At 62.4% G+C, this 25119-nt stretch carries 29 protein-coding genes and 2 rRNA genes; 10 read left to right on the forward strand and 21 right to left on the reverse strand.

All coding sequences use genetic code 11. The features are described 5' to 3' along the window. Positions 1–146 precede the first annotated feature (146 nt). The 3 genes from CSQ92_RS25220 (at position 147) to CSQ92_RS25230 (ending at position 2906) form a co-directional block, all read left to right on the forward strand. Entirely contained in the window at positions 147–530 is a 384-nt protein-coding gene (locus CSQ92_RS25220; RefSeq protein WP_099395701.1) for a BlaI/MecI/CopY family transcriptional regulator, read from the forward strand. After that, positions 527–1774: a M56 family metallopeptidase gene (locus tag CSQ92_RS25225; protein ID WP_099395702.1), complete on the forward strand. Its 1248-nt coding sequence runs from the start codon at positions 527–529 to the stop codon at positions 1772–1774. Before CSQ92_RS25220 ends, CSQ92_RS25225 begins: the two co-directional genes overlap by 4 nt. A gap of 94 nt (positions 1775–1868) precedes the next feature. Then, positions 1869–2906 (forward strand): oxidoreductase, encoded by a 1038-nt coding sequence (locus tag CSQ92_RS25230; protein ID WP_099395703.1) that lies wholly within the window; start codon positions 1869–1871, stop codon positions 2904–2906. Here CSQ92_RS25230 and CSQ92_RS25235 read toward each other — a convergent pair. From CSQ92_RS25235 to CSQ92_RS25255, 5 genes are all read right to left on the reverse strand, one after another. Further along, positions 2899–3228, reverse strand: coding sequence for a hypothetical protein (locus CSQ92_RS25235; protein ID WP_052140357.1), 330 nt, complete (start codon positions 3226–3228; stop codon positions 2899–2901). The two genes, CSQ92_RS25230 and CSQ92_RS25235, sit on opposite strands and share 8 nt — an antisense overlap. Then, positions 3228–3692, reverse strand: a complete 465-nt coding sequence (locus CSQ92_RS25240; RefSeq protein ID WP_143450430.1) for a carboxypeptidase-like regulatory domain-containing protein — start codon at positions 3690–3692, stop codon at positions 3228–3230. The genes CSQ92_RS25235 and CSQ92_RS25240 overlap by 1 nt, the downstream gene beginning before the upstream one ends. 59 nt (positions 3693–3751) lie before the next feature. Further along, positions 3752–3943, reverse strand: coding sequence for a YqaE/Pmp3 family membrane protein (locus CSQ92_RS25245; protein WP_034749384.1), 192 nt, complete (start codon positions 3941–3943; stop codon positions 3752–3754). 95 nt (positions 3944–4038) lie between these two features. Further along, on the reverse strand, positions 4039–4905 hold the full coding sequence (locus CSQ92_RS25250; protein WP_099395705.1) for an alpha/beta fold hydrolase: 867 nt from the start codon (positions 4903–4905) through the stop codon (positions 4039–4041). 21 nt (positions 4906–4926) lie between these two features. Next, positions 4927–5820, reverse strand: a complete 894-nt coding sequence (locus CSQ92_RS25255; RefSeq protein ID WP_034749390.1) for a LysR substrate-binding domain-containing protein — start codon at positions 5818–5820, stop codon at positions 4927–4929. Between the two features lie 125 nt (positions 5821–5945). Between CSQ92_RS25255 and CSQ92_RS25260 the strand changes: the two genes are divergently transcribed. Both CSQ92_RS25260 and CSQ92_RS25265 read left to right on the forward strand, forming a co-directional pair. Further along, positions 5946–6692 carry a sulfite exporter TauE/SafE family protein gene (locus tag CSQ92_RS25260; protein WP_099395706.1) on the forward strand — a complete coding sequence of 249 codons (747 nt, stop codon included), beginning with the start codon at positions 5946–5948 and terminating at the stop codon, positions 6690–6692. Beyond that, positions 6692–6934: a GNAT family N-acetyltransferase gene (locus CSQ92_RS25265; RefSeq protein WP_170846496.1), complete on the forward strand. Its 243-nt coding sequence runs from the start codon at positions 6692–6694 to the stop codon at positions 6932–6934. Before CSQ92_RS25260 ends, CSQ92_RS25265 begins: the two co-directional genes overlap by 1 nt. Here the strand turns inward: CSQ92_RS25265 and pyrE are convergent. Then, positions 6931–7593 (reverse strand): orotate phosphoribosyltransferase, encoded by a 663-nt coding sequence (pyrE, locus tag CSQ92_RS25270; RefSeq protein WP_034784688.1) that lies wholly within the window; start codon positions 7591–7593, stop codon positions 6931–6933. The genes CSQ92_RS25265 and pyrE overlap by 4 nt on opposite strands. Positions 7594–7702: 109 nt before the next feature. Between pyrE and CSQ92_RS25275 the strand changes: the two genes are divergently transcribed. Continuing rightward, positions 7703–8479 carry an exodeoxyribonuclease III gene (locus CSQ92_RS25275; RefSeq protein WP_034784687.1) on the forward strand — a complete coding sequence of 259 codons (777 nt, stop codon included), beginning with the start codon at positions 7703–7705 and terminating at the stop codon, positions 8477–8479. A gap of 112 nt (positions 8480–8591) precedes the next feature. Here CSQ92_RS25275 and CSQ92_RS25280 read toward each other — a convergent pair whose 3' ends face one another. From CSQ92_RS25280 to CSQ92_RS25340, 13 genes are all read right to left on the reverse strand, one after another. Continuing rightward, positions 8592–9494 (reverse strand): pseudouridine synthase, encoded by a 903-nt coding sequence (locus CSQ92_RS25280; protein WP_099395707.1) that lies wholly within the window; start codon positions 9492–9494, stop codon positions 8592–8594. 1 nt (position 9495) lies between these two features. Next, on the reverse strand, positions 9496–10398 hold the full coding sequence (locus tag CSQ92_RS25285; protein ID WP_099395708.1) for a M48 family metallopeptidase: 903 nt from the start codon (positions 10396–10398) through the stop codon (positions 9496–9498). Next, positions 10379–11638, reverse strand: a complete 1260-nt coding sequence (locus tag CSQ92_RS25290) for an AmpG family muropeptide MFS transporter (protein WP_070278331.1) — start codon at positions 11636–11638, stop codon at positions 10379–10381. The genes CSQ92_RS25285 and CSQ92_RS25290 overlap by 20 nt, the downstream gene beginning before the upstream one ends. Further along, positions 11638–12249 carry a methionine biosynthesis protein MetW gene (gene metW / locus CSQ92_RS25295; protein WP_034784683.1) on the reverse strand — a complete coding sequence of 204 codons (612 nt, stop codon included), beginning with the start codon at positions 12247–12249 and terminating at the stop codon, positions 11638–11640. The genes CSQ92_RS25290 and metW overlap by 1 nt, the downstream gene beginning before the upstream one ends. Continuing rightward, positions 12246–13445, reverse strand: a complete 1200-nt coding sequence (gene metX, locus CSQ92_RS25300; protein WP_080753580.1) for a homoserine O-succinyltransferase MetX — start codon at positions 13443–13445, stop codon at positions 12246–12248. Before metX ends, metW begins: the two co-directional genes overlap by 4 nt. 135 nt (positions 13446–13580) lie before the next feature. Then, positions 13581–15323 carry a phosphoenolpyruvate--protein phosphotransferase gene (ptsP, locus tag CSQ92_RS25305; protein WP_034785303.1) on the reverse strand — a complete coding sequence of 581 codons (1743 nt, stop codon included), beginning with the start codon at positions 15321–15323 and terminating at the stop codon, positions 13581–13583. A 44-nt stretch (positions 15324–15367) separates the two neighbouring features. After that, positions 15368–15637, reverse strand: coding sequence for an HPr family phosphocarrier protein (locus CSQ92_RS25310; RefSeq protein WP_070254359.1), 270 nt, complete (start codon positions 15635–15637; stop codon positions 15368–15370). 92 nt (positions 15638–15729) lie between these two features. After that, positions 15730–16134 (reverse strand): PTS sugar transporter subunit IIA, encoded by a 405-nt coding sequence (locus tag CSQ92_RS25315; RefSeq protein WP_035824452.1) that lies wholly within the window; start codon positions 16132–16134, stop codon positions 15730–15732. A gap of 14 nt (positions 16135–16148) precedes the next feature. Further along, positions 16149–17105 (reverse strand): glutathione synthase, encoded by a 957-nt coding sequence (gene gshB / locus CSQ92_RS25320; protein WP_092612705.1) that lies wholly within the window; start codon positions 17103–17105, stop codon positions 16149–16151. 97 nt (positions 17106–17202) lie between these two features. Beyond that, a complete protein-coding gene (gshA, locus tag CSQ92_RS25325) occupies positions 17203–18501 on the reverse strand; it encodes a glutamate--cysteine ligase (RefSeq protein WP_070254361.1) in 1299 nt (432 codons plus the stop codon). 204 nt (positions 18502–18705) lie between these two features. After that, entirely contained in the window at positions 18706–20241 is a 1536-nt protein-coding gene (locus tag CSQ92_RS25330; RefSeq protein ID WP_034784678.1) for an ammonium transporter, read from the reverse strand. 11 nt (positions 20242–20252) lie between these two features. Then, on the reverse strand, positions 20253–20591 hold the full coding sequence (locus CSQ92_RS25335; protein ID WP_010393464.1) for a P-II family nitrogen regulator: 339 nt from the start codon (positions 20589–20591) through the stop codon (positions 20253–20255). An 11-nt stretch (positions 20592–20602) separates the two neighbouring features. After that, a complete protein-coding gene (locus CSQ92_RS25340) occupies positions 20603–21370 on the reverse strand; it encodes a TorF family putative porin (RefSeq protein WP_099395709.1) in 768 nt (255 codons plus the stop codon). 270 nt (positions 21371–21640) lie between these two features. Here CSQ92_RS25340 and CSQ92_RS25345 point away from each other — a divergent pair, with 270 nt between their 5' ends. The 4 genes from CSQ92_RS25345 (at position 21641) to CSQ92_RS25360 (ending at position 24655) form a co-directional block, all read left to right on the forward strand. Next, complete coding sequence (locus CSQ92_RS25345; protein WP_034749434.1) at positions 21641–21889, forward strand: accessory factor UbiK family protein; 249 nt, start codon at positions 21641–21643, stop codon at positions 21887–21889. Between the two features lie 110 nt (positions 21890–21999). Beyond that, positions 22000–23520: a YifB family Mg chelatase-like AAA ATPase gene (locus CSQ92_RS25350; RefSeq protein WP_099395710.1), complete on the forward strand. Its 1521-nt coding sequence runs from the start codon at positions 22000–22002 to the stop codon at positions 23518–23520. Between the two features lie 64 nt (positions 23521–23584). Then, positions 23585–24130, forward strand: a complete 546-nt coding sequence (locus CSQ92_RS25355) for a hypothetical protein (RefSeq protein WP_099395711.1) — start codon at positions 23585–23587, stop codon at positions 24128–24130. A 180-nt stretch (positions 24131–24310) separates the two neighbouring features. Next, entirely contained in the window at positions 24311–24655 is a 345-nt protein-coding gene (locus tag CSQ92_RS25360) for a DUF1840 domain-containing protein (RefSeq protein WP_034749443.1), read from the forward strand. A gap of 60 nt (positions 24656–24715) precedes the next feature. On the opposite strand, the gene rrf (CSQ92_RS25365) is transcribed toward CSQ92_RS25360, so the two are convergent. Together rrf (CSQ92_RS25365) and rrf (CSQ92_RS25370) are read right to left on the reverse strand one after the other, a co-directional pair. Next, positions 24716–24828: ribosomal RNA gene (rrf, locus tag CSQ92_RS25365) — 5S ribosomal RNA — on the reverse strand. A 179-nt stretch (positions 24829–25007) separates the two neighbouring features. Beyond that, positions 25008–25119 (reverse strand): 5S ribosomal RNA (gene rrf, locus CSQ92_RS25370).

Consider the following 25119-nt stretch of genomic DNA (forward strand, 5'->3'; position numbering starts at 1 on the left):
GCCTGTACGTATCGTTTATAAACAGTCTTGTCTAGACTTTCCCTCCGCACTGAAGGGCGTTTTCAGACCGCCAGAAATTAAAGTATACATTTTTGTCTACAAGGTTTAATCTAGCCATATTGAATTTCAGGCAAGAGGAAAACAGCATGGCCAAGACGCACGACATCCCGAAACCGACGGCAGCCGAACTCGATCTGCTGCAGGCACTGTGGCCGCTGGGCGCCGCCACGGCCAAGCAGGTGCACGAGGCGATGGCGCTGGCCAAGCCTGCCATCACGTATGGCACCGTGTTGCGCCTGATGCAGATCATGCACGGCAAGGGCTTGCTGATCCGCGACGCAAGCCAGCGTTCGCACGTGTATGCGCCGGCCCAGGCGCAGGACAGCCTTCAGACGAATCTGCTCAAGGAATTGATGCAGAAAGCCTTTGCCGGTTCGGCCAAGGCACTGGTGCTGGCGGCGCTGCGCACGGGCGTGTCGCGCGCCGAACGCGAGGAAATCGAAAAAATGCTCAGGGACGATCAGTCATGAACGGCTTCGTGCCGGCGCTGGGCTGGACCCTGCTGCACTTCCTGTGGCAAGGCTTGCTGATCGGCTGCGCCACGGCGCTGGCGTGGGCGGCCCTGCGCAATGCGCGTGCGGAGGCGCGCTACGCCGTCGGTTGCGGCGCCCTGCTGGCCTGCCTGGCATGGCCGGCGGCGGGCTTGTATCTGCGCCTGGCCGGCGGCGATGCCACGGGCGCCCCGTACTCCAGCGCCTTGCTGCCGACCGCCCTGCTGGCGCCCGACAGCCTGCCCGACCTGAACTTGCTGCTGCGCGCCATCGTCGGCGTGTGGGCGCTGTGCGCCGCCGTGCTGGCCGTACGCATGGCGCTGGGCATGCTGTGGATAGAGCGCAGCGCCAGGAACACCGGCGCCACGCATGGACAACTGCAGACAAGGCTGTCGCGCATGGCCCAGGATGCCGGCGTGACGCGGCCCGTGCGGCTGCGCGTGCTAAACGGCATCGCCAGCCCGCTCACGGCCGGCATCTGGCGCCCCATGGTGCTGGTGCCCGCTTCGCTGGTCACCGGCATGCCGCCGCACCTGCTCGACGCGCTGCTGGCGCACGAACTGGCGCATATCCGGCGCCACGACTATCTGATCAACCTGCTGCAAAACGCCATCGAGGCGCTGCTGTTCTTCCACCCGGCCGTCTGGTGGATTTCACGCGGCGTGCGCCTCGAACGCGAACACATTGCAGATGATTTCGCAGCAAGACAACTGGGCGAACCGCGGCGTCTGGCTCTTGCACTCTCGGAACTGGAACGCCTCCAGTTCTCAACCCACCACCTGGCCCAGGCGGCCAACGGAGGAGATCTTATGTCACGTATCAAACGATTGCTGCGCCCCGCACCACAAACCCTGAACTGGAAAGCGGCCATACCGCTGCTGGCCCTGGCCGGCGCCTGCCTCGGCATCTACGGCCAGGCCATGGCCGCCGACAGCGCGCCCGTGCTGGAGCGCCGCCCCGTCATCGACTTTGGCGTCTGCGGCAAGCCGGTCTGGCCAGCCGCATCGCTGCAGGCAAAGGAAGAGGGCACGGTCAACATGTCCTTCGACGTGAATGCCACCGGCAAGGTAACGGGATCGAGCGTGGTCAAAAGCAGCGGCCATCCGGCCCTCGACGAGGCGGCGCGCAGCGGCATCGCCAAGTGCACGTTCAAGCCAGCCCTCGCTGGCGGCAAGCCGGTCAGCGCCAGCGTCAAGGTGCAATACGTCTGGAGCCTGAACTAAAGCAGCGGCGGCGGCGTTGCAACATTGCAGCAGCGCTGCCGCCGCCCGCTTGCGGGTATGATCATGGATTCTTCCACGCACCTGTGAACACGCCATGAACAAGATCAAAACCGGCCTGGTGGGCTACGGCTTTGCCGGCTCCACCTTCCACGCGCCTGTGCTCTCCACCATCGAAGCCCTGGAACTGACGGCCGTCGCTTCCAGCAAGCCGGAGCTCGTACACAAGGATTGGCCGCACGCGACCGTGTATGCGGAGCCCGCGCAACTATTTGCCGATCCGTCCATCGAACTGGTCGTCATCGCCGCGCCCAACGAAGCGCATTTCAGCCTGGCGCAAGCGGCCCTGCAAGCGGGCAAGCACGTGGTGGTCGACAAGCCATTCACCATTTCCAGCACCGAAGCACAGAGCCTGATCGCGCTGGCAAAAGAGCGCAAGCTGGTGCTCAGCGTGTATCACAACCGCCGCTGGGATGGCGACTTCCTGACCCTGAAAGCGCTGCTGGCCCAGGGTACCCTGGGCCGTATCGCCAGCGTCGAATCGCATTTCGACCGCTTCCGCCCCGAGATCCGCCAGCGCTGGCGCGAGTCCGGCGCGCCGGGCGGCGGTTTGCTGTACGACCTGGGCCCGCACATGCTGGACCAGGCCATGCAGCTGTTCGGCCAGCCGGAAAAGCTGTACGCCGATATCGTCCTGCAGCGCGATGGCGCGCAAGCCGTCGACTACATGCACATCGTCCTGTACTACGACCGGCTGCGCGTGGTACTGCAAGCGGGCTGCCTGGTGAAGGCGCCGACGGCGCGCTTCGCCGTGCATGGCGACAAGGGCAGTTTCGTGAAGTTTGGCCTCGATCCGCAGGAAGATGCCCTGAAGGCGGGCGGCAGGCCGGGACAGCCCGGCTGGGGCGTGGACCCCGTGCGCGGCGCGCTGCATCTAGGCACGCAGCCGGACGGCCATGTCGAACATCTCGAGATGCAGGCGGGCCGCTACCAGGACTTTTACCAGGGCATGGCCGACGCCATCCGGCACGGCGCAGCGGCGCCCGTGGCAGCCGAAGATGCGGCAGCGACGATACGCCTGATCGAACTGGCGCTGCAAAGCGCGGCCGAAGGGCGCGTGCTCGCGGTCAGTTGATAACGAAGGCCAGCACCACGGCGCCCAGCGCCAGCAGGGCCAGGCCGCAAAGGAACAGCAGTTCGCCCCACCATTCGTGGCGCAAGCGCGACTGGCCGGGGCGCAGCGACATGAACGAGAGCACGGCGCTGACGAGAAAGACGATGGCATCGATGGCCAGCAGCTTGTCGATGGCCACGCGCACCTCGCCGCGTGGTGCCAGGTGCCCGATCGACAGCACCGTCATGCACACGCCGACCATCGTCGCCGACGTGGGCAGGATATGGGCAGACAAACCCCGCGCCGGCACGCCCCGTTCGGGCGCCTTGCCGTCGCCCGGCATCAAGGCCGGCCCTGGTTCGTTCCCGCCGGCCAGACCAGTTCCACGCGCGCGGACGATCCCGCCTTGACCTGCACCTTGCGTTCCAGTGCCTTGCCGGCCAGCGTGGCGCGCAGGCTGTAGCTGCCTGGCGGCAGCTTTGCCAGCAGGAACGGTCCGCTGGCCGTCGTTTCCAGCGCCACGCCACCCTTGGCGTCGCGTATCTCCAGCTTCACGTCGGAGGCAAATTCCGCCTTGCCCGCCGCCTGCACGGAAAACACGAGGCTCAGGGGCCAATGCCGGCTGGCGCTCTGGATGGCCGTCGATTCATCGAGGCCGATGCCGCCGCTCAGGTATTCCACCGCCCCGCTTTTCTGCACGGGCGGCAGTGCGCTGTCGGTTTGGGCCTGCGCCGCACTTCCCAGCAACAGCCCGGCGGCCAGCATTACCGCCGCCAGGTTCAAGGTACCGCGTCTGTCTGGTGCCATCTCACTCTCCTCATGTCGGTTGAATCAAGATAGGAAGCGCAGCTTAGGCCAGTCTTAGGTTAGCGCCGGCGCATGGCCTCGGCGATCTTCTGGTCCGTCTTGTACTGGCTCAGCGCATACACGGCCCAGATCGTCGCTGGCAGCCAGCCGATCAAGGTGATTTGCAGGATCAGGCAAATGATGCCGGCGATCGGACGGCCGATCGTGAAAAAGGTCAGCCACGGGAGTAACAGGGCAATCAGCAAGCGCATCGTTCGTTCCTTGAGTATTCCCCTGTACCGCGGGGACCGGGCCGGCATGCGCCGGCGGTGAATTCAGTCGAACCGATTATAACGATACTGGCGCCTCACGGCGCTACGGGTGCCAGCAGTTTCTCCATCCACGCCAGAATGGCCGCGAAGATCACGTCGCGGTTCACTTCATTGAAGTTCTCGTGGTAGTTGGCCGGATAGTAATGATAGTCGAGCAGGCCATCGGGCACGCTGCGCAGCATGCTCTCCGTGGCGCGACTGTTGGCCAGCTTGTCGTCGCCCGCCACCACGGCGAACAGGGGGAAGCGCCAGTCCGACAAGCCACCCGCCAATTCCTTTTGCGCCGACGTCAGCGCATGGGCAAAGCGCACCGACGCCGCACTGGCGCGTATGCCATCGCGCTCGTCCTGGAAATGGCGCGCGGTGATGGTTTGATCGTGCGTCAGCAGCATGGTCAAATTTCCTAGCGGCACCTTCATCATGGGGAAGCGCCGCGCCAGCCAGCCCGACAGCATCTGCAGCACCTTCGGCACGGGAATCGCATTCACGTAATACGGCGATGAGATGATGAAGCCTTTGATCGCCGGGTCGCCCGCGAAGCGCCGCAGCCCCAGGTGCGTGGCGATCAGGCCGCCCATGGAATGGCCCATGACGAATACCGGCAAGCCCGGATACGCCTGCTTGACCCAGGCGAGGAACAGCTCCGCGTCGTCGAGGAAGGCATCGAACGAAGGGATATCGACCTTGCGCTTGCCATCGTGGCCCACCATGTCGAAGCTGACGGTGGCGAAACCGTGCTGGCGGAAATACAGCGCCGGCGTGACGTAGTCGCCCGCATGCGCCATGCCGCCGTGGATCGCCAGGATCACTGCACGTGGCTGCTCCGGCTGCCAGATGTGGATTGGCCGCTCGACCTGGTCGCTGCACCGCAGGCTGGCCATCTTGTCTTCTGAAAAACGCATCGCTGCTCCTGTCATGCCCTGTCACGCCTTCAGATGATCGATCAACTGGCGCGCATACAGGGGTAATTCACTGAACTGGCGCACGCAGATTGTCAGATTGCGTACCGACCAGGGATCGGATAATTCAAGGCAGCGCAGCGCCATCGTCTGCTGGCAGCGGCTGGCCGCCGCCAGCGGCACCACGCTGATGCCCACGCCGCTGGCCACCATGCGGCAGACGGCATCGAAACTGCGCAGGCGCACGCGCACCTTCAACGGACGCCCCAGGCGCGCCGCATGCATGCCCAGGTACTGCTGCATCGCGCTGTCGTCGGCCAGGCCGATGAAATCGTGATCCAGCACGCTGGCAAAATCGACGACGCCATCCTGGCCCAACGCGCGGTGGTGCACGCCGTCGGCCGCGGCGATGACCACCAGCCGGTCGGGGCGGAACAAGAACGTCTGCAAGCCGCGCATGTCGACCGAGTCGGACACGATGCCCATGTCGGCCAGCCCTTCCGAGACAGCCTTGACGATATCGTAACTGAGGCGCTCTTCCAGGTCGATGGTCAGGTTCGGATGGCGGTCGAGAAAAGCGCCGAGCGCCTCGGGCAAGAACTCGCTGAGCGCGGCCGTATTGCACAGCAGCCGCAACTGCCCTTTCAAGCCGCGCGCAAATTCGCCAAGCTCGCCGCGCATTTTCTCCATTTGCAGCAGCACCAGGCGGGCATGATGCAGCAAGGTCTGGCCCACGGGCGTCGGCTCCACACCGCGCCGCCCGCGCAGCAGCAGGGGCATGCCCAGCATCTCTTCCATGCCGCGCACGCGCGCGCTGCTGGAGGCCAATGCGAGATGGCTGCGCGCGGCGCCCGCCGTCAGGCTGCCCGCCTCCACCACGTTGACAAACAGCTGCAAATCGACCAGATCAAAGCGCATGGCGGCTCTCCTTTTCGCCATCTTATCAGCCTTCGTATTTTACTAAGGCTGACTCAAAATAATCCACCTTGGCGAAATCCCCGGGCAAGCGCAGAATCCACGCAAAATCACTCTGGATAAAAAAGATGGAGACGTCATTCCTGCTGGCCGTCGGCGCCAGCTTCCTCGTCGCTGGCTTCGTCAAGGGCGTAGTCGGACTGGGCTTGCCGACGGTGGCCATGGGCACGCTCAGCCTTGTCATGCCGCCCGTGCAGGCGGCTGCCCTGCTGATCGTGCCATCGATGGTGACGAACGTCTGGCAACTGGCGGCGGGTCCCGGCCTGCGCGCCCTGCTGCGCCGTTTGTGGCCCATGCTGGCGGCCGTCATGGCGGGCACCCTGGCGGGCGGCGCCCTGCTGCCGACCGACGGCGGGGCCTGGGCCGTCGTCGCGCTGGGCGTGGCGCTGATGCTGTACGCGCTGGCCGGCCTGTTCTCGCTGCAGTTGCGCGTAACGGCCCGGCACGAAGCGTGGCTGGGGCCCGTCGCGGGCGCGGCGACAGGGCTGGTGACGGCCGCCACGGGCGTGTTCGTCATCCCCGCCGTGCCATACCTGCAGGGACTGGGGCTGGCGCGCGATGCGCTGGTGCAGGCGCTGGGCCTGGCGTTTACGGCATCGACCGTGGCGCTGGCGGCCAGCCTGGCCCTGCACGGCGACTTCAGCCTGGGCGCGGCGGGTGCTTCCGCGTATGCGCTGCTGCCGGCGCTGGCCGGCATGCTGGCCGGTCAATGGCTGCGCGGACGCATCGCGCAGCAGGTATTCAAACGGTGTTTTTTTGCCGGGCTGTTCGCCCTGGGCTTGCATGCGGCGCTCAAGCCATGGCTGGCGGCGTGATGCAGATAGACTGGCAAGGGGACAGCGCGCTGTGCGCGTGGATCGACGGCCAGCAGGTGGCCATGCTCGACATCAGCAAGTGCGCAGACGGGGTGACGGTGAACATGCTGTTCGTGAAGCCGCCATTCCGGCGGCGCGGCATCGGCGGCGCGCTGCTGCGGCGGCTACTGCAATGCCATCCGCAAGCTGCCACCGCCTGCAGCGACCCGCGGCTGCGGGCGCTGCTGGACAAGACTACTTAAATGCCATACTTGGTGCGGTAGGCGGAAACAGCCTCTTTATGTTTCAGCAGTTCCGGATCGGCACCCGCGCCATTCAGGTAGCCGAACAAGTCGTCCAGATTGCCGATCGAGATGACGGGGATGCCGTACTGTTTCGATACTTCCTGCACCGCCGAACTTGGCGACAGCTGGCCGTCCGGGCCGGAACGCTCCATGCGGTCCAGGGCGATCAGCACGGCGCATGGCTCGGCGCCGGCGGCACGGATCATGTCCACCGATTCGCGCACCGAGGTACCGGCCGAGATCACATCGTCAATGATGACGACTTTGCCATGCAATTTGGCGCCGACGATGGTGCCGCCTTCGCCATGGTCCTTGGCTTCCTTGCGGTTGAAGGCGAACGAAGTGTTGCGGCCCTTGCCGGCCAGCGCCACGGCGGTGGCCGACGCCAGGGTGATGCCCTTGTAGGCGGGACCGAACAGCATGTCGAATTCCACGCCCGAGTCCAGCAGGGTCTGCGCGTAGAACTGCGCCAGCTCGGCCAGGGTGGCGCCGTCGTGGAACAGGCCCGCATTGAAGAAGTACGGCGACTGGCGTCCGGCCTTGGTGGTGAACTCGCCAAACCGCAAGACTCCCTTGGATACTGAAAACGCGATAAACTGCTGGCGTAAATTATTCACATTAGCCTCATTTTTTAAAAGTGCCTGTATTTTAATCCGCGCGCACCGGCGAGACAATCGCCATGCCGCGCCCGCCGGCCCCGTCCAGCGCCCTTTTCACTCTCGACCTATGCCAAAAATTATCTCCGCCAACCTGAACGGCATCCGTTCCGCCGCCAAAAAAGGCTTTTTCAACTGGATGGGCACGCAAACGGCCGATTTCATCTGCGTGCAGGAATTGAAGGCGCAACTGCCCGACATGACGCCGGAATTCCTCAACCCGCACGGCTACCATGGCCATTTCCACTACGCCGAGAAAAAGGGCTATTCCGGCACGGGCGTGTACAGCAAGGTCGAACCGGACGCCGTGCATATTGGCTTCGGCAGCCCCGAATTCGATGCCGAAGGCCGCTATGTGCGCTGTGATTTTGGCAACCTGTCCGTCATTTCCGTGTACTGCCCGTCCGGCTCGTCCGGCCCGGAACGCCAGGAAGCCAAGTTCCGCTTCATGGAACTGTTCCTGCCGCACCTGCTGGCATTGAAGGCGCTGGGCCGCGAAGTGGTCATCTGCGGCGACTGGAACATCGCCCACCATGAAATCGACCTGAAAAACTGGAAGGGCAACAAGAAGAATTCCGGCTTCCTGCCCGAGGAACGCGCATGGCTGACGCGCGTCTTCGACGAAGTGGGCTTTGTCGACGTACACCGCGGCCTGGACAAGCGCGAAGACCAGTACACCTGGTGGAGCAACCGGGGACAAGCCTACGCGAAGAACGTGGGCTGGCGCATCGACTACCACGTCGCCACGCCCGGCATCGCGGCCCAGGCGCATACGGTCAGCGTCTACAAGGACGAGCGTTTTTCCGACCATGCGCCGCTGATCATCGATTACACGCTCAAGAGCTGATCTTTGACACGTCGCGGGTGGTGTCGGCTTACGCCTGATCTGCCGTAGGTCGGATTAGGTCCGCAGGAGCGTAATCCGACAACATTGTTGGCTGTGTCCTTGGTGGTGTGGGTTACGCGAGCACGCGCCGGCTTTCGAAATGGCGCATCTCGCCCGTCAACGGGTCGACAAATTCGATGGCCCGCGCCAGCAGCTGCAAGGGCTGCGACATGTCGTCCTCCTTGCACGGCAGGGCCACCGGGTAAAACGCATCGTTGACGATGGGGATGCCCAGCGACGCCAGGTGCACGCGCAGCTGGTGCTTGCGCCCCGTGTGCGGCTGCAGCCGGTACAGGCTCACATCGCCGCGCTCTTCGATCACGTCGATGATGGTTTCCGAATTTGGCTCGCCTGCTTCCTCGCGCATGAGGAAAAACTGCGCGCCTTCGACCATGCGGCTGCGGTAAGCAAATGGAAAATCGCGGCCATCGAGGCGCGGCGCCAGCGCCTCGTACGTCTTGCGCACTTCGCGGCGCTGGAACAGCGATTGATACGCGCCGCGGCTGGCGATCTGGCGCGAAAAAATCACCACGCCGGCCGTCTCGCGGTCAAGGCGATGGATCGGCGTCAGCTCGGCGCAGTCCAGCTTTTTCTTCAGGCGCGTCAGCAGGGTCTCCTGCACGAAACGCCCGGCCGGCGTCATGGGCAGGAAGTGCGGCTTGTCGACCACGATCAAATGCTCGTCCTGGAACAGGATCTCTTCCTGGAACGGGATCGGCGTTTCGCGCTCCAGCTCGCGGTAGTAAAAAATACGCATGCCGCGCCGGTATGCGCTGTCGGGCGCCAGCACGGCGCCGTCACCGTTGACCACTTCGCCGCGCGCCATGCGGTCCCGCCATTGCGCGGCGCTGATCTGCGGATAGCGCTCGAGCAGAAACGCCAGCATGTCGGGCCACTGCCCTTCCGGCAGCCACAGGTAGCTGGGCGCCACACCGTCGCGCATGGGCAAGGGTGCGGCGGTGTGGCGGTTCGACATCCTAGCGCTGCGCGATGGCGTTGCTGCGGTATGGCGGCAAGGCTTCCACGCTGACGCCCTTGCTGCGCGCGTACAGGGGCAGCACTTGCGTCATGTGGCTGTTCATCTGCGAGATGCGGTCCTTGCCCGACGGGTGGGTCGAGAGGAATTCCGGCGGCGCGCCCGCGCTCACGGCCGCCATCTTCTGCCACAGCACCACGCCGGCGCGCGGATCGAAGCCGGCGCGCGCGGCCAGGTCCATGCCGATCAGGTCCGCTTCGCGTTCATCGTCGCGCGAGAATTTCAGCATCACACCCTTGGCCGCCATATTCGTGGCGGTACTGGTCAGATTCGGGTCGACGCCGAGCCAGGCCGACAGGCCGGCGCCGGCCAGCTTGGCGCCGACGGCGGCCAGGTTGCCCTTGCCGGCCTGCGCCTGCGAGTGTTCGCGCAAGGCGTGCGAGATTTCATGGCCCATGACGACGGCCACTTCATCGTCGGTCAAGTTCAGCTTGGTGATGATGCCGCTGTAAAAGGCGATCTGCCCGCCCGGCATGCAAAAGGCGTTGACCTCGTCCGAGTTGAGCAGGTTGATCTGCCAGTTCCAGCTGGCCGCCGCCTCGTTCCAGCGCGTGGCGAACGGGATGATGCGCTGGGCGATGGCGCGCAGGCGCTTCACTTGCGGATCGCTGTCCGGCACCAGCGCATTTTTTTCCTTCGCTTCGTTGACCAGCTGCGTATATTGCTGCTTCGACTGTGCATTGAAATCGGCGCCGCCGGCAAAGATGCGCGAGGTCGACAAGGGACGCACCTTGATGCCATCCTGTACTGTCGCCTGCTGGGCGGAGACGGACAGGGGCGCCAGCGCGGTGGCCGCGCACAGGCTGGCCAGGACGGTGTAACGTTTAAGGGATATTGGTGCCATTGGCAGACCTCCATGGAGCGATTTTAGGCAGCATCATCATGGCCGGGAAGGCCAGGAAGAAGCAAACGATGAAAAACGAGAACCAGCCCAGCTCGGCGACGAGGAAGCCCACCGAGGCATTGATCAGGGTGCGCGGCACGGCGCTCAGGCTGGAAAACAGCGCATATTGCGTGGCCGTGTAGCGCGGGTCCGTGGTGCGCGACAGGAACGCGACAAAGGCGGCCGCACCCAGGCCCAGGCTGGCGAAAGCTTCGAAGCCGATCACGGCGCTCAATAGCATGGTGTTCGGCCCCACCTGCGCCAGCCAGGCGAATCCGAGGATGGCGATGGCCTGCAGCGCGCCAAACACCCACAGGCCACGGTTGATGCCCAGCTTGAGCATCCAAATGCCGCCCACCACGCCGCCGGCCAGGCTGGCCCAGAAACCCGTGGTATTGGCGGCCAGGCCGATCTGCGTCATGGAAAAACCCAGGTCGAGATAAAACTTCGTCGCCAGCGCCGTGGCCATGCTGTCGCCGATTTTGTAGAGTAATACGAAGGCGAGGATCCACATTGCGTTACGCCAACCATCGCGCGCGATGAATTCCTGGAACGGCAAGATGATCGCTTCGCGCATGGTCTTCGGCGGCGAGCCATACACGGTCGGCTCCCTGATCAGCAAGGTGCACACGAGGCCTGGCAGCATGAACGCGGCCGTGATCCAGAAAACGGGTTGCCACGGCATGCGGTCGGCCAGGATCAGCGACAGCGCCCCCGGCACCATGCCCGCCACTTTATACGCGTTGACGATGACGGCGGCGCCCAGGCCCTGCTCGTTATCGCTGAGGATTTCGCGCCGGTAGGCGTCGATGACGATATCCTGGCTGGCCGACAGGAAGGCCACGCCGCCAGCGGCGGCCGCGATCAGGCCGATCTGCGTGAGCGGATCGAGCATGCCCATGCCGCCGATGGAAAAGAACAGCGCCACCTGCGTCAGGGCCATCCAGCCGCGCCGGCGTCCCAGTCCCAGGATGCGGTAGCGGTCCATCAGGGGCGCCCACAGGAATTTCCAGATGTACGGGAACTGCACCAGGGCGAACAGCCCCAGCGCCTTGACATTCAAGCCCGACTTGGCCAGCCATGCCTGCAGCAGGTACAGCAGGATGAACAGGGGCAAGCCGGAACTGAAGCCCAGCACCAGCACGGCCAGCATGCGGCCATTGGCATAGGAACGCCAGCCTGGCGCCGGGCTTGTGGTCATCAATGCACCGCTTTTTTACGCAGGCGGAAGACGGCCAGGTCGCCGCGCAGGTTCGGCAGCACGGAGACCATCTTGCCTTCGGCCAGGGCCACGCATTCGATCACTTCCAGGCCGCATTCCTCGGCCAGCTCGCGGAAGTCATTGATGGTTGCGCAGCGTACGTTGGGCGTGTCATACCACTGGTAAGGCAGCGATTTCGACACGGGCATGCGGCCCTTGAGCAGCGCCACGCGGTGCGGCCAGTAGGCGAAGTTGGGGAACGAGACGATGGCCTCGGCGCCCACGCGCACGATGTCGCGCAGCAGCGGCTCGACCTGCTTCATCATCTGCAAGGACGACAGGCATAGCACCGTATCGAAGCTGTTGTCGCCAAAGATGGCCAGGCCCTTCTCCATGTCTTGCTGGATCACGTTGACGCCGCGCACGGTACTGGCCAGTACCTTGTCATCGGCGATCTCGATGCCGTAGCCGCTGCACTCCTTGTCGCTTTGCAGATACTGCAGCATCACGCCTTCGCCGCAGCCCACGTCCAGCACATGCGCGTTGTTCGGCACCCAGTGGGCGATGAAGGCCAGGTCGGGGCGCAGCGCGCTCAATTCGTCAAAAGTCATGCGGTCTCCTTCGCGCCCTGGCGGACGGCGGTGTGCTGTGCAGGAGCGGGCAAGCCCGCCCCGATGTCGTTCCATACCTGGCCATAATAGGCGCGCACCATGTTCATGTAGCGCGCATCTTCCAGCAGGAAGGCGTCGTGGCCGTGCGGCGCATCGATTTCCGCATACGTGACCTGGCGGCGGTTGCATACGAGCGCTTCGACAATCTCCCGGCTGCGCTCGGGCGAAAAGCGCCAGTCGGTGGAAAACGAGGCGAGGAAGAACTTGGCCTTCGTGCCCGACAGGGCCTTGGCCAGGTCGCCGCCATGCGCGCGCGCCGGATCGAAATAATCGAGCGCCTTGGTGATCAAGAGATACGTGTTGGCGTCGAAGTATTCGGAAAACTTGTCGCCCTGGTAGCGCAGATACGATTCGATCTCGAAGTCGATGCCGAAGCCGAATTTGTAGTCGCCCGTCTGCGCCGCGTCGCGCAGCTTGCGGCCGAATTTCTCGGCCATGTCATCGTTCGACAGATACGTGATGTGGCCCACCATGCGCGCCACGCGCAAGCCGTTCTTCGGCACCACGCCATGGGCATAGAAATCGCCGCCATGGTAATCGGGATCGGACAGGATGGCCTGGCGCGCCACGTCATTGAAGGCGATATTCTGCGCCGACAGCTTGGCCGTCGAGGCGATTACCACGCAGTGGCGCAGGCGCTCTGGGAACATGATGCTCCACGCCAGCGCCTGCATGCCGCCCAGGGATCCCCCCATCACGGCGGCAAACTGCTTGACGCCCAGTTCATCGGCCAGGCGCGCCTGCGCGCTGACCCAGTCTTCCACCGTGACGACGGGGAAGGAGGCGCCATACGGCTTGCCGGTGGCGGGATTGGTGTGCATGGGGCCCGTCGAACCGAAGCAGGAACCCAGGTTGTTGACGCCGATGACGAAGAATTTGTTGGTGTCGAGCGGCTTGCCGGGACCAACCATATTGTCCCACCAGCCCGTGCTTTTCGGTTCGTCCGCGTAGACGCCGGCCACGTGGTGCGAGGCGTTCAGGGCGTGGCAGACCAGCACCGCGTTCGATTTGTCGGCGTTCAGGGTGCCGTAGGTTTCATACATCAACATATAGTCTTGCAGCGATGCTCCGCTTTGCAGCTGCAAGGGTTGCGCAAAATACATGGTTTGCGGCGAAACGATTCCAATGGATGACATGTGTGTCGGTTTATAAAAGGAGGTTGGCCCCACGGGCCATAGTCGATGCAGCACCGCGATGATAGGTGCTGCAACTTTAGCATCAGGACACATCTTGCCGCGCGCGATGTGTCCTGATGCTGATAGGGTGACAGTTTACATGAGCTGCAACTGTTGTACGGCTTCCGCGATCACATTTGGTTCCATGGAACGCATAATTTTGCGCATTTGTGGCGCAATCAGGCCCAGGTCGCTGTTGAGTATCTCTTGCTTGACCGCCAATAGTTGCGCCGGATGCATGGAAAACTCGCGCAGCCCCATGCCCAGCAGCAAGCGCGTGAGCTTCACGTCGCCCGCCATTTCACCACAGACGGCGACGTCGATGCCCGCCTTGTGGCCGGCGGCGATCGTCATGGAGATCAGTTGCAGCACGGCCGGGTGCAGCGGATTGTACAAATGCGCCACCTCATAATCGACGCGGTCGATGGCCAGCGTGTACTGGATCAAGTCATTCGTGCCGATCGACAGGAAATCCATGCGCTTGACAAACATGGGCAGGGCCAGCGCCGCGGCCGGGATCTCGATCATGGCGCCCACTTCGACCTCGTCGTCGAACTTGACGCCCTCCTCGCGCAGGCTGGCCTTGGCTTGCGCGATCATGGCCAGCGACTGGTCGATCTCGAACGCATGCGCCAGCATGGGAATCAGGATGCGCACCTTGCCAAAGGCGGAGGCGCGCAGAATGGCCCGCAGCTGCGTCAGGAACAGTTGCGGCTCGGCCAGGCAGTAACGGATGGCGCGCAAGCCCAGGGCGGGATTCAATGCCGTATGGTCGGCCTGGTCGAGCGGCTTGTCGGCGCCGATGTCCAAGGTGCGGATCGTCACCACGCGTCCCTTCATCGACTGCACCGTGTTGCGGTAAGCCTCGAACTGCTCGTCCTCGGTGGGTATCTTGTGGGCGCGGCCCATGAACAGGAATTCGGAGCGGAACAGGCCCACGCCGCTGGCGCCCGATTCCAGCGCAAACGGGCAATCCTCGGGCAACTCGATATTCGCCAGCAGGGTGATGGGCGTGCCGCATTTGGTCACGGCCGGCGTCTTTTTCAGCTTGCCCAGCTTTTTGCGCGCGCGCTGCATGGCCGTCTGGCGCTCGCGGTACTGTTCCAGCACCAGGGCGCTGGGGTTGGCGATGACGACGCCGGCATCGCCGTCGATGATCAGCCAGTCGTCCTGCTCGATCAGCATCGACGCCTGCGACATGCCGACGGCGGCCGGGATATCCAGGCTGCGCGCGACGATGGCCGTGTGCGAGTTCTGCCCGCCCACGTCGGTGATGAAGCCGATGAAGGAACGGTCGCGGAACTGCAGCATGTCGGCCGGCGAGATATCGTGCGCGACGACGATCATCTGCGCCATCAATTCATCTTCGGCGGCCGCCTTGGGCAACAGCTGCTCGGTGCCCAGCAAGACTTTCAAGACGCGTTCGGCAACCTGCTGGATGTCGGCCTTGCGTTCGCGCAGGTACGGGTCTTCGATTTCGTCGAACTGGGCCGACAATTCATCGATCTGCGTGAGCAGCGCCCATTCGGCGTTGTAGTGGCGCTTGCGGATGATGTCGAGCGGCGCTTCGGAAATCATCGGATCGGACAGGATCAGCGCGTGCACGTCGATGAAAGCGCCCAGTTCCGTGGGCGCATCCTTGGGCAGCTCGTTCCACAGGGTTTGCAGTTCTTTGTGGACGGTGGCGATGGCGCTTTGCAGGCGCTGGACTTCGGCTTCGATCTGTTCCTGGGCGACCAGGTAATGTTTGACGTCAAGGGCGGCCGGCGCCAGCAGATGCGCGCGGCCAATGGCGATGCCGCGGGAGACCGGGATGCCGTGGAGCGTGAAAGATGCCATGGGGTGACCTGTCGGAATGCGGCTGCGGCTGCGTTCGGCGGGCATTACTCGCCTTCGCCAAACCTGTCATTAATCAGGGCGGTGAGCGCATCGACACATGCCAGCTCATCATCGCCCTCGGCTTCCAGGGTCACTTTCGCGCCCTTGCCGGCGGCCAGCATCATCACGCCCATGATGGACTTGGCGTTGATGCGGCGCGCGTTGCGGGTCAGCCAGACGTCGCTCTTGAACTTGGCGGCGAGCTGGGTAAATTTGGCGGAAGCGCGTGCGTGCAATCCCAGCTTGTTGATGATTTCGAGTTCTTTTTGAATCATTTTTGTATGGTCTCTATCCCTGAATGCACTACGCTGATGACAATCTTGGCCTATAAAACCCGCCGCCTTCAGGGCGGCGGCCATGTACTTCCTTATTCGCCCACGCGGATGCGGTTATCGACGCGCACGGCGCCGCTTTGCGCACCGGCCAGCGCCATCTCCACCACCACGTCGAGCGTGTCGCGGCGATACGTGATGGCGCGCAGCAGCATCGGCAGGCTGATGCCGGCGATGACTTCCACTCGACCCGCATCGGCCAGCTTGTTGCAGCAGTTCGACGGCGTGCCGCCCTTCACGTCGGTAATCACCAGCACGCCGGAGCCGTCATCGAGGCGGCAGATGGCATCCGACGCCAGCTTCTGCACTTCCGCCAGGTCCTGGTCGGCGACGACGTCGATGGCTTCAAAACGTTCCGTTGGCCCGCGAAACACATGCGCGCAAGCGGCGATGAATGCCTGTCCCAGCGGTGCATGTGTCATGAGCAAAATCCCTACCATAGCCATTCCACTTTCTAGCGCTGCTGCGTTTGCGCAACGCCATGCTCGACGGCGTCGACAAACATGGCAGCCACGTCAAAACCCGTCTGCTGCATGATTTCCTGGAAGCAGGTCGGGCTGGTGACATTGACTTCCGTCAGATAGTCGCCGATCACGTCCAATCCTACCAGCATCAGGCCGCGCGCGGCCAGGATCGGACCCAGCTTTTCAGCGATTTCCAGGTCGCGCGCCGTCAATGGCTGCGCTACGCCCGTGCCGCCGGCGGCCAGGTTGCCCCGCACTTCGCCCGCCTGCGGGATGCGCGCCAGCGAAAATGGCACCGGCTTGCCGCCGATGACGAGGATGCGCTTGTCGCCCTTGTCGATGTCGGGGATAAACCGCTGCGCCATGATGGTTTGCGCGCCGTTCTCGCTAAGGGTCTCGATGATGGCGCCCAGGTTCAGGCCATCGGCCTTGACGCGGAAGATGCCCGTGCCGCCCATGCCGTCGAGCGGCTTGAAGATGACGTCCTGGTGCTTGGCGTGGAAGGCGCGCAGGCGCGCTTCGTTCGACGTCACCAGGGTCGGCGAGGTGAATTCGGAAAACTGGGCGATGGCCAGTTTTTCATTGTTGTCGCGGATGGCGGACGGCTTGTTGAAGACGCAAGCGCCCTGCTTTTCCGCCAGCTCCAGCAGATACGTGCCGTACACGTATTCCATGTCGAACGGCGGATCCTTGCGCTCGATGATGGCATCCAGGGCCGACAGGCGTACTTCCTCGGTGGAGACCACCTTGTACCAGTCGTGTTCGTCGCCCGTCAGCTCGATGTGCTGTACCCGTGCCGTGACGATGCCCTCTTCCAGCGCCATGTCTTTCTGTTCGAAGGCGTACACGGCGTGGCCGCGTTTGGCCGCCTCGCGCATCATGGCGAAAGTGGAATCTTTGTAAGTCTTGAAGCCTGCCAGCGGGTCGGCAAGGAATGCAATTTTCATGGTGCGTCCAATCGGGGAGCCTGGATAAGGAATGCTTGATTCTAGCCGAGATCGCCAGGCGCGGTAGTCGGCGCGCCCGGCAAGCCTCATTGGTGGATCAATACACCTCGGGATTCGGGTCCGTGCGCTCCATTTCCAGCGACGCGGCCAGCAAGGCCAGGCGCGCCACCACGCCATACACATAGAAGCGGTTCGGCGCGGCCGTGCCCGGCTTGGCCTTCAAGTCCGGCACGGCATGCTGCTGGGCAAATGCCAGCGGCACGTACTGCGAACCGGGCGCGTTCAGGTTCTGGTCCACGCCACGCTCAGCATGTACGCGGTAGAAACCGCCCACCACGTAGCGGTCGATCATGTAGACGACCGGTTCGGCCACGGCATCCTTGATGCTTTCAAAGGTCGGCACGCCTTCCTGGATGATCACGTCGGTGACGACTTTGCCATCCTTGACGATGGACATCTTGTCGCGCTGCTTGCGCGACAGGTCGCGCACTTCGCTGGCGTCGCGCACCGTCATGATGCCCGTGCCATACGTGCCCGCATCGGGCTTGACGATGACGAAAGGCTTTTCCTTGATGCCGTATTCCTTGTATTTCTTGCGGATCTTGGCCAGCAGCACGTCGACGCTGGCGGCCAGCGCATCTTCGCCCTCGCCTTCCTGGAAGTTGACGTCGCTGCACTTGGCGTGGAAGGGGTTGAGCATCCACGGATCGACATCGATCATCTTGCCGAATTTTTTCACCACTTCATCGTAAGCCGTGTAGTGGTTGCTCTTGCGGCGCAAGGCCCAGCCCGCGTGCAAGGGCGGCAGCAGGCTTTGCTCATGAATATTTTGCAAGATATCGGGGATGCCGTCCGACAAGTCGTTATTCAGCAGAATCGTGCACGGGTCGAAATCCTTCAAGCCCAGGCGGCGGCCATTGTTCAGACGCACGAGCGGCTCGATGACGAGCATGTTGCCATCTGGCAACGCCAAGGGTGTCGGCTGGGTGATGTCGGGCGACCAGGAGCCGAAACGCACGTGCAGCCCCGTCTGGCGGAAGATCTGCATCAGGCGCGCCACGTTTTGCAGGTACTGCGGCGTAGTGTTGTGCAATTCCGGCACGATCAGCAGGTTGCGGGCGTCCGGGCAATACTTGTCGATGGCGGCCATGGCCGCCTGCACGGACAAGGGCAGCATTTCCGTGGCCAGGTTATGGAAACCGCCTGGGAACAGATTGGTATCGACGGGCGCCAGCTTGTAGCCGGCGTTACGCAAGTCTACCGAGCAATAGAAGGGCGGCGTGTGTTCTTGCCACTCCATGCGAAACCAGCGCTCAATGGCCGGCGTCGCGGCCAGAATCTTTTTTTCGAGGTCGAGCAGCGGTCCGGTCAGGGCCGTGACGAGATGGGGAACCATAGTTACATCCTTAAATTATGTGCAGTATTCAAAAAAGCACACAGAACTGCCGACTATATTACCGTGTAAGTACCCCAAATCGGGGCAAAAGCCTTGTTTTAAAGACCTTTTACATTCCCACAACGAAAAAAAGGCACCTCAATGAGGTGCCTTTTCCAGCTGGACATGCCGCGCCGGGGCGCTGGCGTGCCAGATAATGACTATTTAGCCATGATACGCTTGCTCGCCGTGGCTGGTGATATCGAGGCCTTCGCGCTCTTCTTCTTCCGGTACGCGCAGGCCGATGACGATGTCGACCAGTTTATAGGCAATGACGGAGACGATGGCCGACCAGAGGATGGTGGTGCCGACCGCTTGCGCCTGCACCCACACCTGGTGGCCGATCGAGTACGGATCCGCCGACATCTTGTTGGTGACATAGTCGAATACGCCCTGGCCGCCCAGTTGTGGCGCAGCAAACACACCCGTCAGCAAGGCACCGAGGATACCGCCCACGCCATGCACGCCGAACACGTCGAGCGAATCGTCGGCGCCGATCAGGCGTTTCAGGCCATTCACGCCCCACAGGCAGACGACACCGGCCAGCAAGCCGATGACCAGGCCGCCCATCGGGCCGACAAAGCCGGCCGCCGGGGTGATCGCCACCAGGCCGGCCACGGCGCCGGACGCGCCACCGAGCATGGAAGGCTTGCCTTTGCTGATCCACTCGCCAAACACCCACGACAGGGTGGCGGCAGCCGTTGCCAGCAAGGTGTTGACGAAGGCCAGGGCAGCCACGTCGCCCGCTTCCATCGAGGAGCCGGCATTGAAACCGAACCAGCCCACCCACAGCAGCGACGCGCCGATCATGGTCATCGTCAGCGAGTGCGGTGCCATCGATTCGCGGCCGTAGCCGACGCGTTTACCGATCATGATGGCGCCCACCAGGCCGGCGACAGCGGCATTGATGTGCACCACGGTGCCGCCGGCGAAGTCCAGCGCGCCTTTTTGCCAGATCCAGCCCGCTTTCAGGGCTTCGCTGGCCGAGGTGGCGGCGCTGGTGATCAGGTCAGGCCCGGTCCAGAACCACACCATGTGGGCCGCTGGCAGGTAGGCGAACGTGAACCACAGCACGACGAAGGCCAGCACGGCGGAAAACTTGGCACGCTCGGCAAAGGCGCCAACGATCAGTGCGCAGGTGATGGCGGCAAACGTGCCCTGGAAAGCAACGAAGACGAACTCGGGAATGACGACGCCCTTGCTGAAGGTGGCGGCGGCGGCAAACGTACCCTTGGCCGGATCCCAGATACCATTCAGGAACAGGCGGTCGAAGCCACCGAAGAAGGCGGTTTTTTCCGTGAAGGCGATCGAGTAGCCGTAGATACACCACAGCACGATGACCAGCGCGAACACCATGAACACCTGCATCAGCACCGACAGCATGTTTTTCGAGCGCACCAGCCCGCCGTAGAACAGGGCCAGGCCGGGGATCGTCATCAAGATCACCAGCAAGGTGCTGATCATCATGAAACTGGTGTCGCCCTTGTTGGCGACAGGCGCGGCGGCTGGCGCGGCAGCCGCCGGGGCCGGAGCGGCGGCGGCAGGCGCTGCGTCAGGAACCGGCGTGACGGCGGGAGCGGCGACGGCCGTGGTTGTGGCCGCCTCCGTCTTGGCGGGCGCATCGGCAAAGCTTGGCGTGGCAATGCCAAACGCACACAGGCAGGCTATCCCAGCTAGCAATTTTGTTATATTTTTATGCATCAATATTCCCCTTAGAGCGCTTCGTTGCCGGTTTCACCGGTACGGATGCGGATGACCTGTTCCAGGTTGTAGACGAAAATCTTGCCATCACCGATTTTACCGGTACGCGCGGCACCTTCGATCGCTTCGATGGCCTGGTCGACAATGGCGTCATCGACGGCCGCTTCAATCTTGGTCTTTGGCAAGAAATCAACGACATACTCGGCGCCACGGTAGAGTTCCGTGTGGCCTTTCTGGCGGCCGAAGCCCTTGACTTCCGTGACGGTAATGCCTTGCACATTGATAGCCGACAAAGCTTCGCGTACTTCGTCCAGTTTGAACGGTTTAATGATTGCAGTAATCATTTTCATGGCAGTCTCGCTTAAAAGGTTTTGGACACGGTCAGCACGAGACCGGATTTCGCCAGATTCTTGCCGTTCGGAGCCAGCGATACGTTATTGGCCTTGACGGCTGCCAGGGAAACGGTCGCCACGCCGAAGTCCTTGGTCACGCCAATCTTGTAATCGCTGTAGCTGAGAGAATCGTTGTGCTCGACCTTCTGACGTCCGACATGCAGGTTCAGCATGTAGCCATCATGCACCTCGACGTTGGCACCCACGTCGAGGTAGCCGCTGTTCTTGCTGTCGGCGACACCGAACAGATTCGTCGTCGAATGCGAGTATTTGACATATATCGGGCCATAGCCGAGTTGGCCGTACAGCTCGAAGGTGTTGGCATTGGTGCTCAGTCCATTCGAGGGATAGAAATAGTACAGGCCGCCCACGTCATAGGTAAAATCCTTGCTGATCTCGCCCCGCTTGCCGCCGTAGATATCCCATTCCAGATTGGTGTCGCCGCCGCCATCCTTGATCCATTTGATACTCGACAACCAGGTGCCCACATACAGGCCCGTCGGGTTATGGGTATAGTCGGCGCCGCCGCTGATGGCCGGTTTCAAGCGGCTTTGCGACAGGCCGCGGTAACGGTAGTCGCTGGTCAGCGCCACGTTATAGCTCACCACGTTATCAGGCACGGCTTTGGCCGCAGCAGGCGCCGCCACTGCATCCTGGGCTATGGCGCTACCGCACATGGCGGTCATGGCCAGCGTCAACGCTGCAGCTAAAGTCATGTTCTTGGACAGATTCTTCATGGCGATTCCCTTTTATTGAACTTTTAAAGCGGTTGAGGTTTAAAATCTTGGCTGGAGATCACAAAGCGTTCATACCTTCTTTAGCAGAATACGTGCCAGCTCCATTGCCACCTTGACAGGTGCGTTTCCGGCCATACATACCCTGCAAGCCTCTGGGCATGCGGGTACGGGCTGCTAAAGCATTGTGAATTTGCCCAGATTCGCACCAGATTAACGCCGCTGTGCACCGCAATGGTGCGATGCACAGGCCGCACCATAAAAGGACTGACCATGGACATGAATACCTTCTTTAACGATTTGCAAGGCAAGATCCATCAAGCCATCGAAAACTCGCCGGCCAAGGATATCGAGAAAAACGTGAAGTCGATGATGACCCAGGGCTTCGCCCGCCTCGATCTCGTCACGCGCGAGGAATTCGATATCCAGGCGCAAGTACTGGCCAAGACCCGCGCCAAACTGGACGCACTGGAATTGCGCCTGATCGAACTGGAAACGCGCCTGAACGACACCAAGGCGTAAAGTGCGGCCGGCAGGGCCCGTTATTGACGGCCTTGCTGGCATACCTCAAGCCTGGCGGCGTTTCAAGCGCTAGACTGATCCTGCCCGCGCCCGCGCTACAGGGGAGTCTGATGAGCCTGGCCGTCCTGAAAAGCCGCGCCCTGGCCGGCATGGAGGCGCCCGAGGTAAGTGTCGAAGTCCACCTTGCCAACGGCTTGCCTTCGTTTACGATTGTCGGCTTGCCGGATACGGAAGTGAAGGAGTCGCGCGACCGTGTTCGTGCCGCGTTGCAAAACTGCGGCTTTGAAATGCCGGCCCGGCGCATCACGGCCAATCTGGCGCCAGCAGACTTGCCCAAGGAATCGGGCCGCTTCGACTTGCCCATTGCACTGGGCATCCTGGCCGCCTCCGGCCAGTTGCCGGGCGATCAATTACATCACTATGAATTCGCGGGCGAACTGTCGCTCTCAGGCCAGTTGCGCCCCATCCGCGGCGCCCTGGCCATGACCTTTGCCATGCAGCGCAGCCAGTCGGGCGCGCCACGCGCCTTCATCCTGCCGCAGGCAAACGCGGACGAGGCCGCTCTCGTCGGCGATGCCTGCATCTATCCCGCCCACAGCCTGCTCGAGGTCTGCGCGCATTTTGCCGCGCATACCAGCCAGACCGCCCTGCAACGCCACCAGCCCGTGCTGGCAGCGCACGCTTTTCCGTATCCCGACTTTGCCGACGTGCAGGGGCAGCAGCAGGCGCGGCGGGCACTGGAAGTGGCGGCAGCGGGCGGTCACAACGTCTTGATGGTGGGGCCGCCAGGCGCAGGCAAGACCATGCTGGCCAGCCGCTTTCCCGGCGTGCTGCCGCCCATGAGCGATGAAGAAGCGCTGGAATCGGCTGCCGTGCATTCGCTGGGCGGCCACTTCAAGGTGGAACACTGGAAACGGCGGCCCTATCGCTCCCCGCACCAGACAGCATCCGGCGTGGCACTGGTGGGTGGCGGCAACGTGCCGCGCCCGGGAGAAATCTCGCTGGCCCACTGCGGCGTGCTGTTTCTCGATGAAATTGCCGAATTCCAGCGCCGGATACTCGATGTGCTGCGCCAGCCCATGGAGTCGGGCGTGATCAGCATTTCACGCGCGGCCCGCCAGGCCGAGTTTCCTGCCCGCTTTCAACTGATCGCCGCCATGAATCCCTGCCCGTGCGGCTATCTGGGGCACGCTTCCGGCCGTTGCCGCTGTACGCCAGACGCCGTGCTGCGCTATCACAATCGCCTGTCCGGCCCGCTGCTCGACCGTATCGACCTGCAGATTGAAGTGGCCGCCATGCCGCCGGCCGCGCTGGGCCGGCAGGCCGGTGCCGGAGAATGCACGCAGCGGATCGCCACGCGGGTAGCGGCAGCCTATGCCTTGCAGCTGGCGCGCCAGGGAAAATCGAACCAGCGGCTGAGCAACACGGAAATCGAGCAGCATTGTCGCCTTGAAACGCATGGAGAACAGTTGCTGCATGGCGCCATGACGCGCCTGCACTGGTCCGCGCGCACCTACCACCGGGTACTGCGCGTGGCGCGCAGCATCGCGGACCTGGCGGACAGCCCGGCCATCGCGCAGCCGCATGTTGCCGAAGCGATCCAGTACCGGCGCGTACTGCGTGAAATATAAGGCGCCCAATGAGCCCCACGCGTGCGCGATTGCGCGTGATGGACGGCGCTGCTACCATCTGCTGATGAAAAAAACATCAATTGCCCTCTTTCTGGCGACGCTCGCGGCCGCCGGCGTCCTGTCTGCCTGTAGTCCGAAATTCGACTGGCGCGACTATCGCAGCCCCGATGCCCAGTTCACGGCCCTGTTTCCAGGCAAGCCGGCCGTGCTGACGCGCGAGATCGATCTCGATGGCAAGAAAGTCAGCCTGACCATGACGGCCAGCGAGGTCGATGGCAATACCTTCGCCATTGGCAGCGCCGTGCTCGACAGTGTGGAACAGGCACAAACGGCCCTGCCCGCCATGCAGACGGCCCTGTTGAAAAATATCAACGGTACCGTGCGCAGCGAAAAATCGGCGTCGGCGGCCAGCAGCACGGCGGCCGGCAACCATCAACGCAGTTCGCTGAGCATCGAAGCGACGGGAACGCAGCAGGGCAAGCCCGTCCTGCTGGTCGGCCGTTTTGTGGCGCAGGACAAACGCATCTTCCAGGTCATCATTCTCGGTGAAGAAAGCAAGCTGTCGCGTGACACCATCGACACCTTCATGGACTCCGTGAAACTGGATTGAGACTTAACGATCGCTTAAACGGGTGTTTTCACGATAAACAAGCTCTTGTAAATGCGTGCGGTGTCCAACAGATGGCCCTATCCGGCTTGCAAATGTGCAATCCGGGCAATCGGACGGCCTGTGCGACATTTCAAGTCGTGATATTGTTTCGACACTAACAACAAGTTTCAGAAAGCGCTTATGTTGATCTCATTCAAATCCAAATCCTCCCCAGAAGTGCTGATGTACCAGGAACATGCCCAACGCATCCTCGACATCCTGCACAAGAACCCCACGCGCGGCGTCATCACGCCAGCTGAAGCGGGCGATGCCCTGGCCCTGCTGGAAAAAGAAGTCGCGGAAAGCAAATTGCATCCGGAAAACGACATCGAACACGATGCACATACCCCGGAAACCCTGGAAGATGGCGAAACGGGCGCCCATGCGCGCGCGCAAAAAGTGCATTTTTCGCAGCGCGCCTATCCGTTGATGGAAATGCTGCGCTCGGCCAAGGCGGAAAATGAAAGCATCACCTGGGGCATCTGATCCGATGAATGCTGCAGACGAAAAAAAACCCCGCACACGCGGGGTTTTTTTATATCACAAGCCTGACGATAACCTACTTTCACACTGGTTGCAGCACTATCATCGGCGCAAAGTTGTTTCACGGTCCTGTTCGGGATGGGAAGGGGTGGGACCAACTTGCTATGGTCATCAGGCATAACTTTTTCAACAGCCTGCTCCCAACGGGGCAGCAAACCATCTGATCTGAGGAGGCGAATTATATAGCAATTTGCCTGAAGATGGGACTAAATGTGGGCTTTTATAGCGATAAAAGCGTCAAACGAAAAAAAACCCGACCATTGCTGATCGGGTTTTTCTCTACTGCGAATAACAAGCCTGACGATAACCTACTTTCACACTGGTTGCAGCACTATCATCGGCGCAAAGTTGTTTCACGGTCCTGTTCGGGATGGGAAGGGGTGGGACCAACTTGCTATGGTCATCAG

It is taken from the genome of Janthinobacterium sp. BJB446, assembly GCF_002735655.1.
Lineage (GTDB): Bacteria > Pseudomonadota > Gammaproteobacteria > Burkholderiales > Burkholderiaceae_D > Janthinobacterium > Janthinobacterium lividum.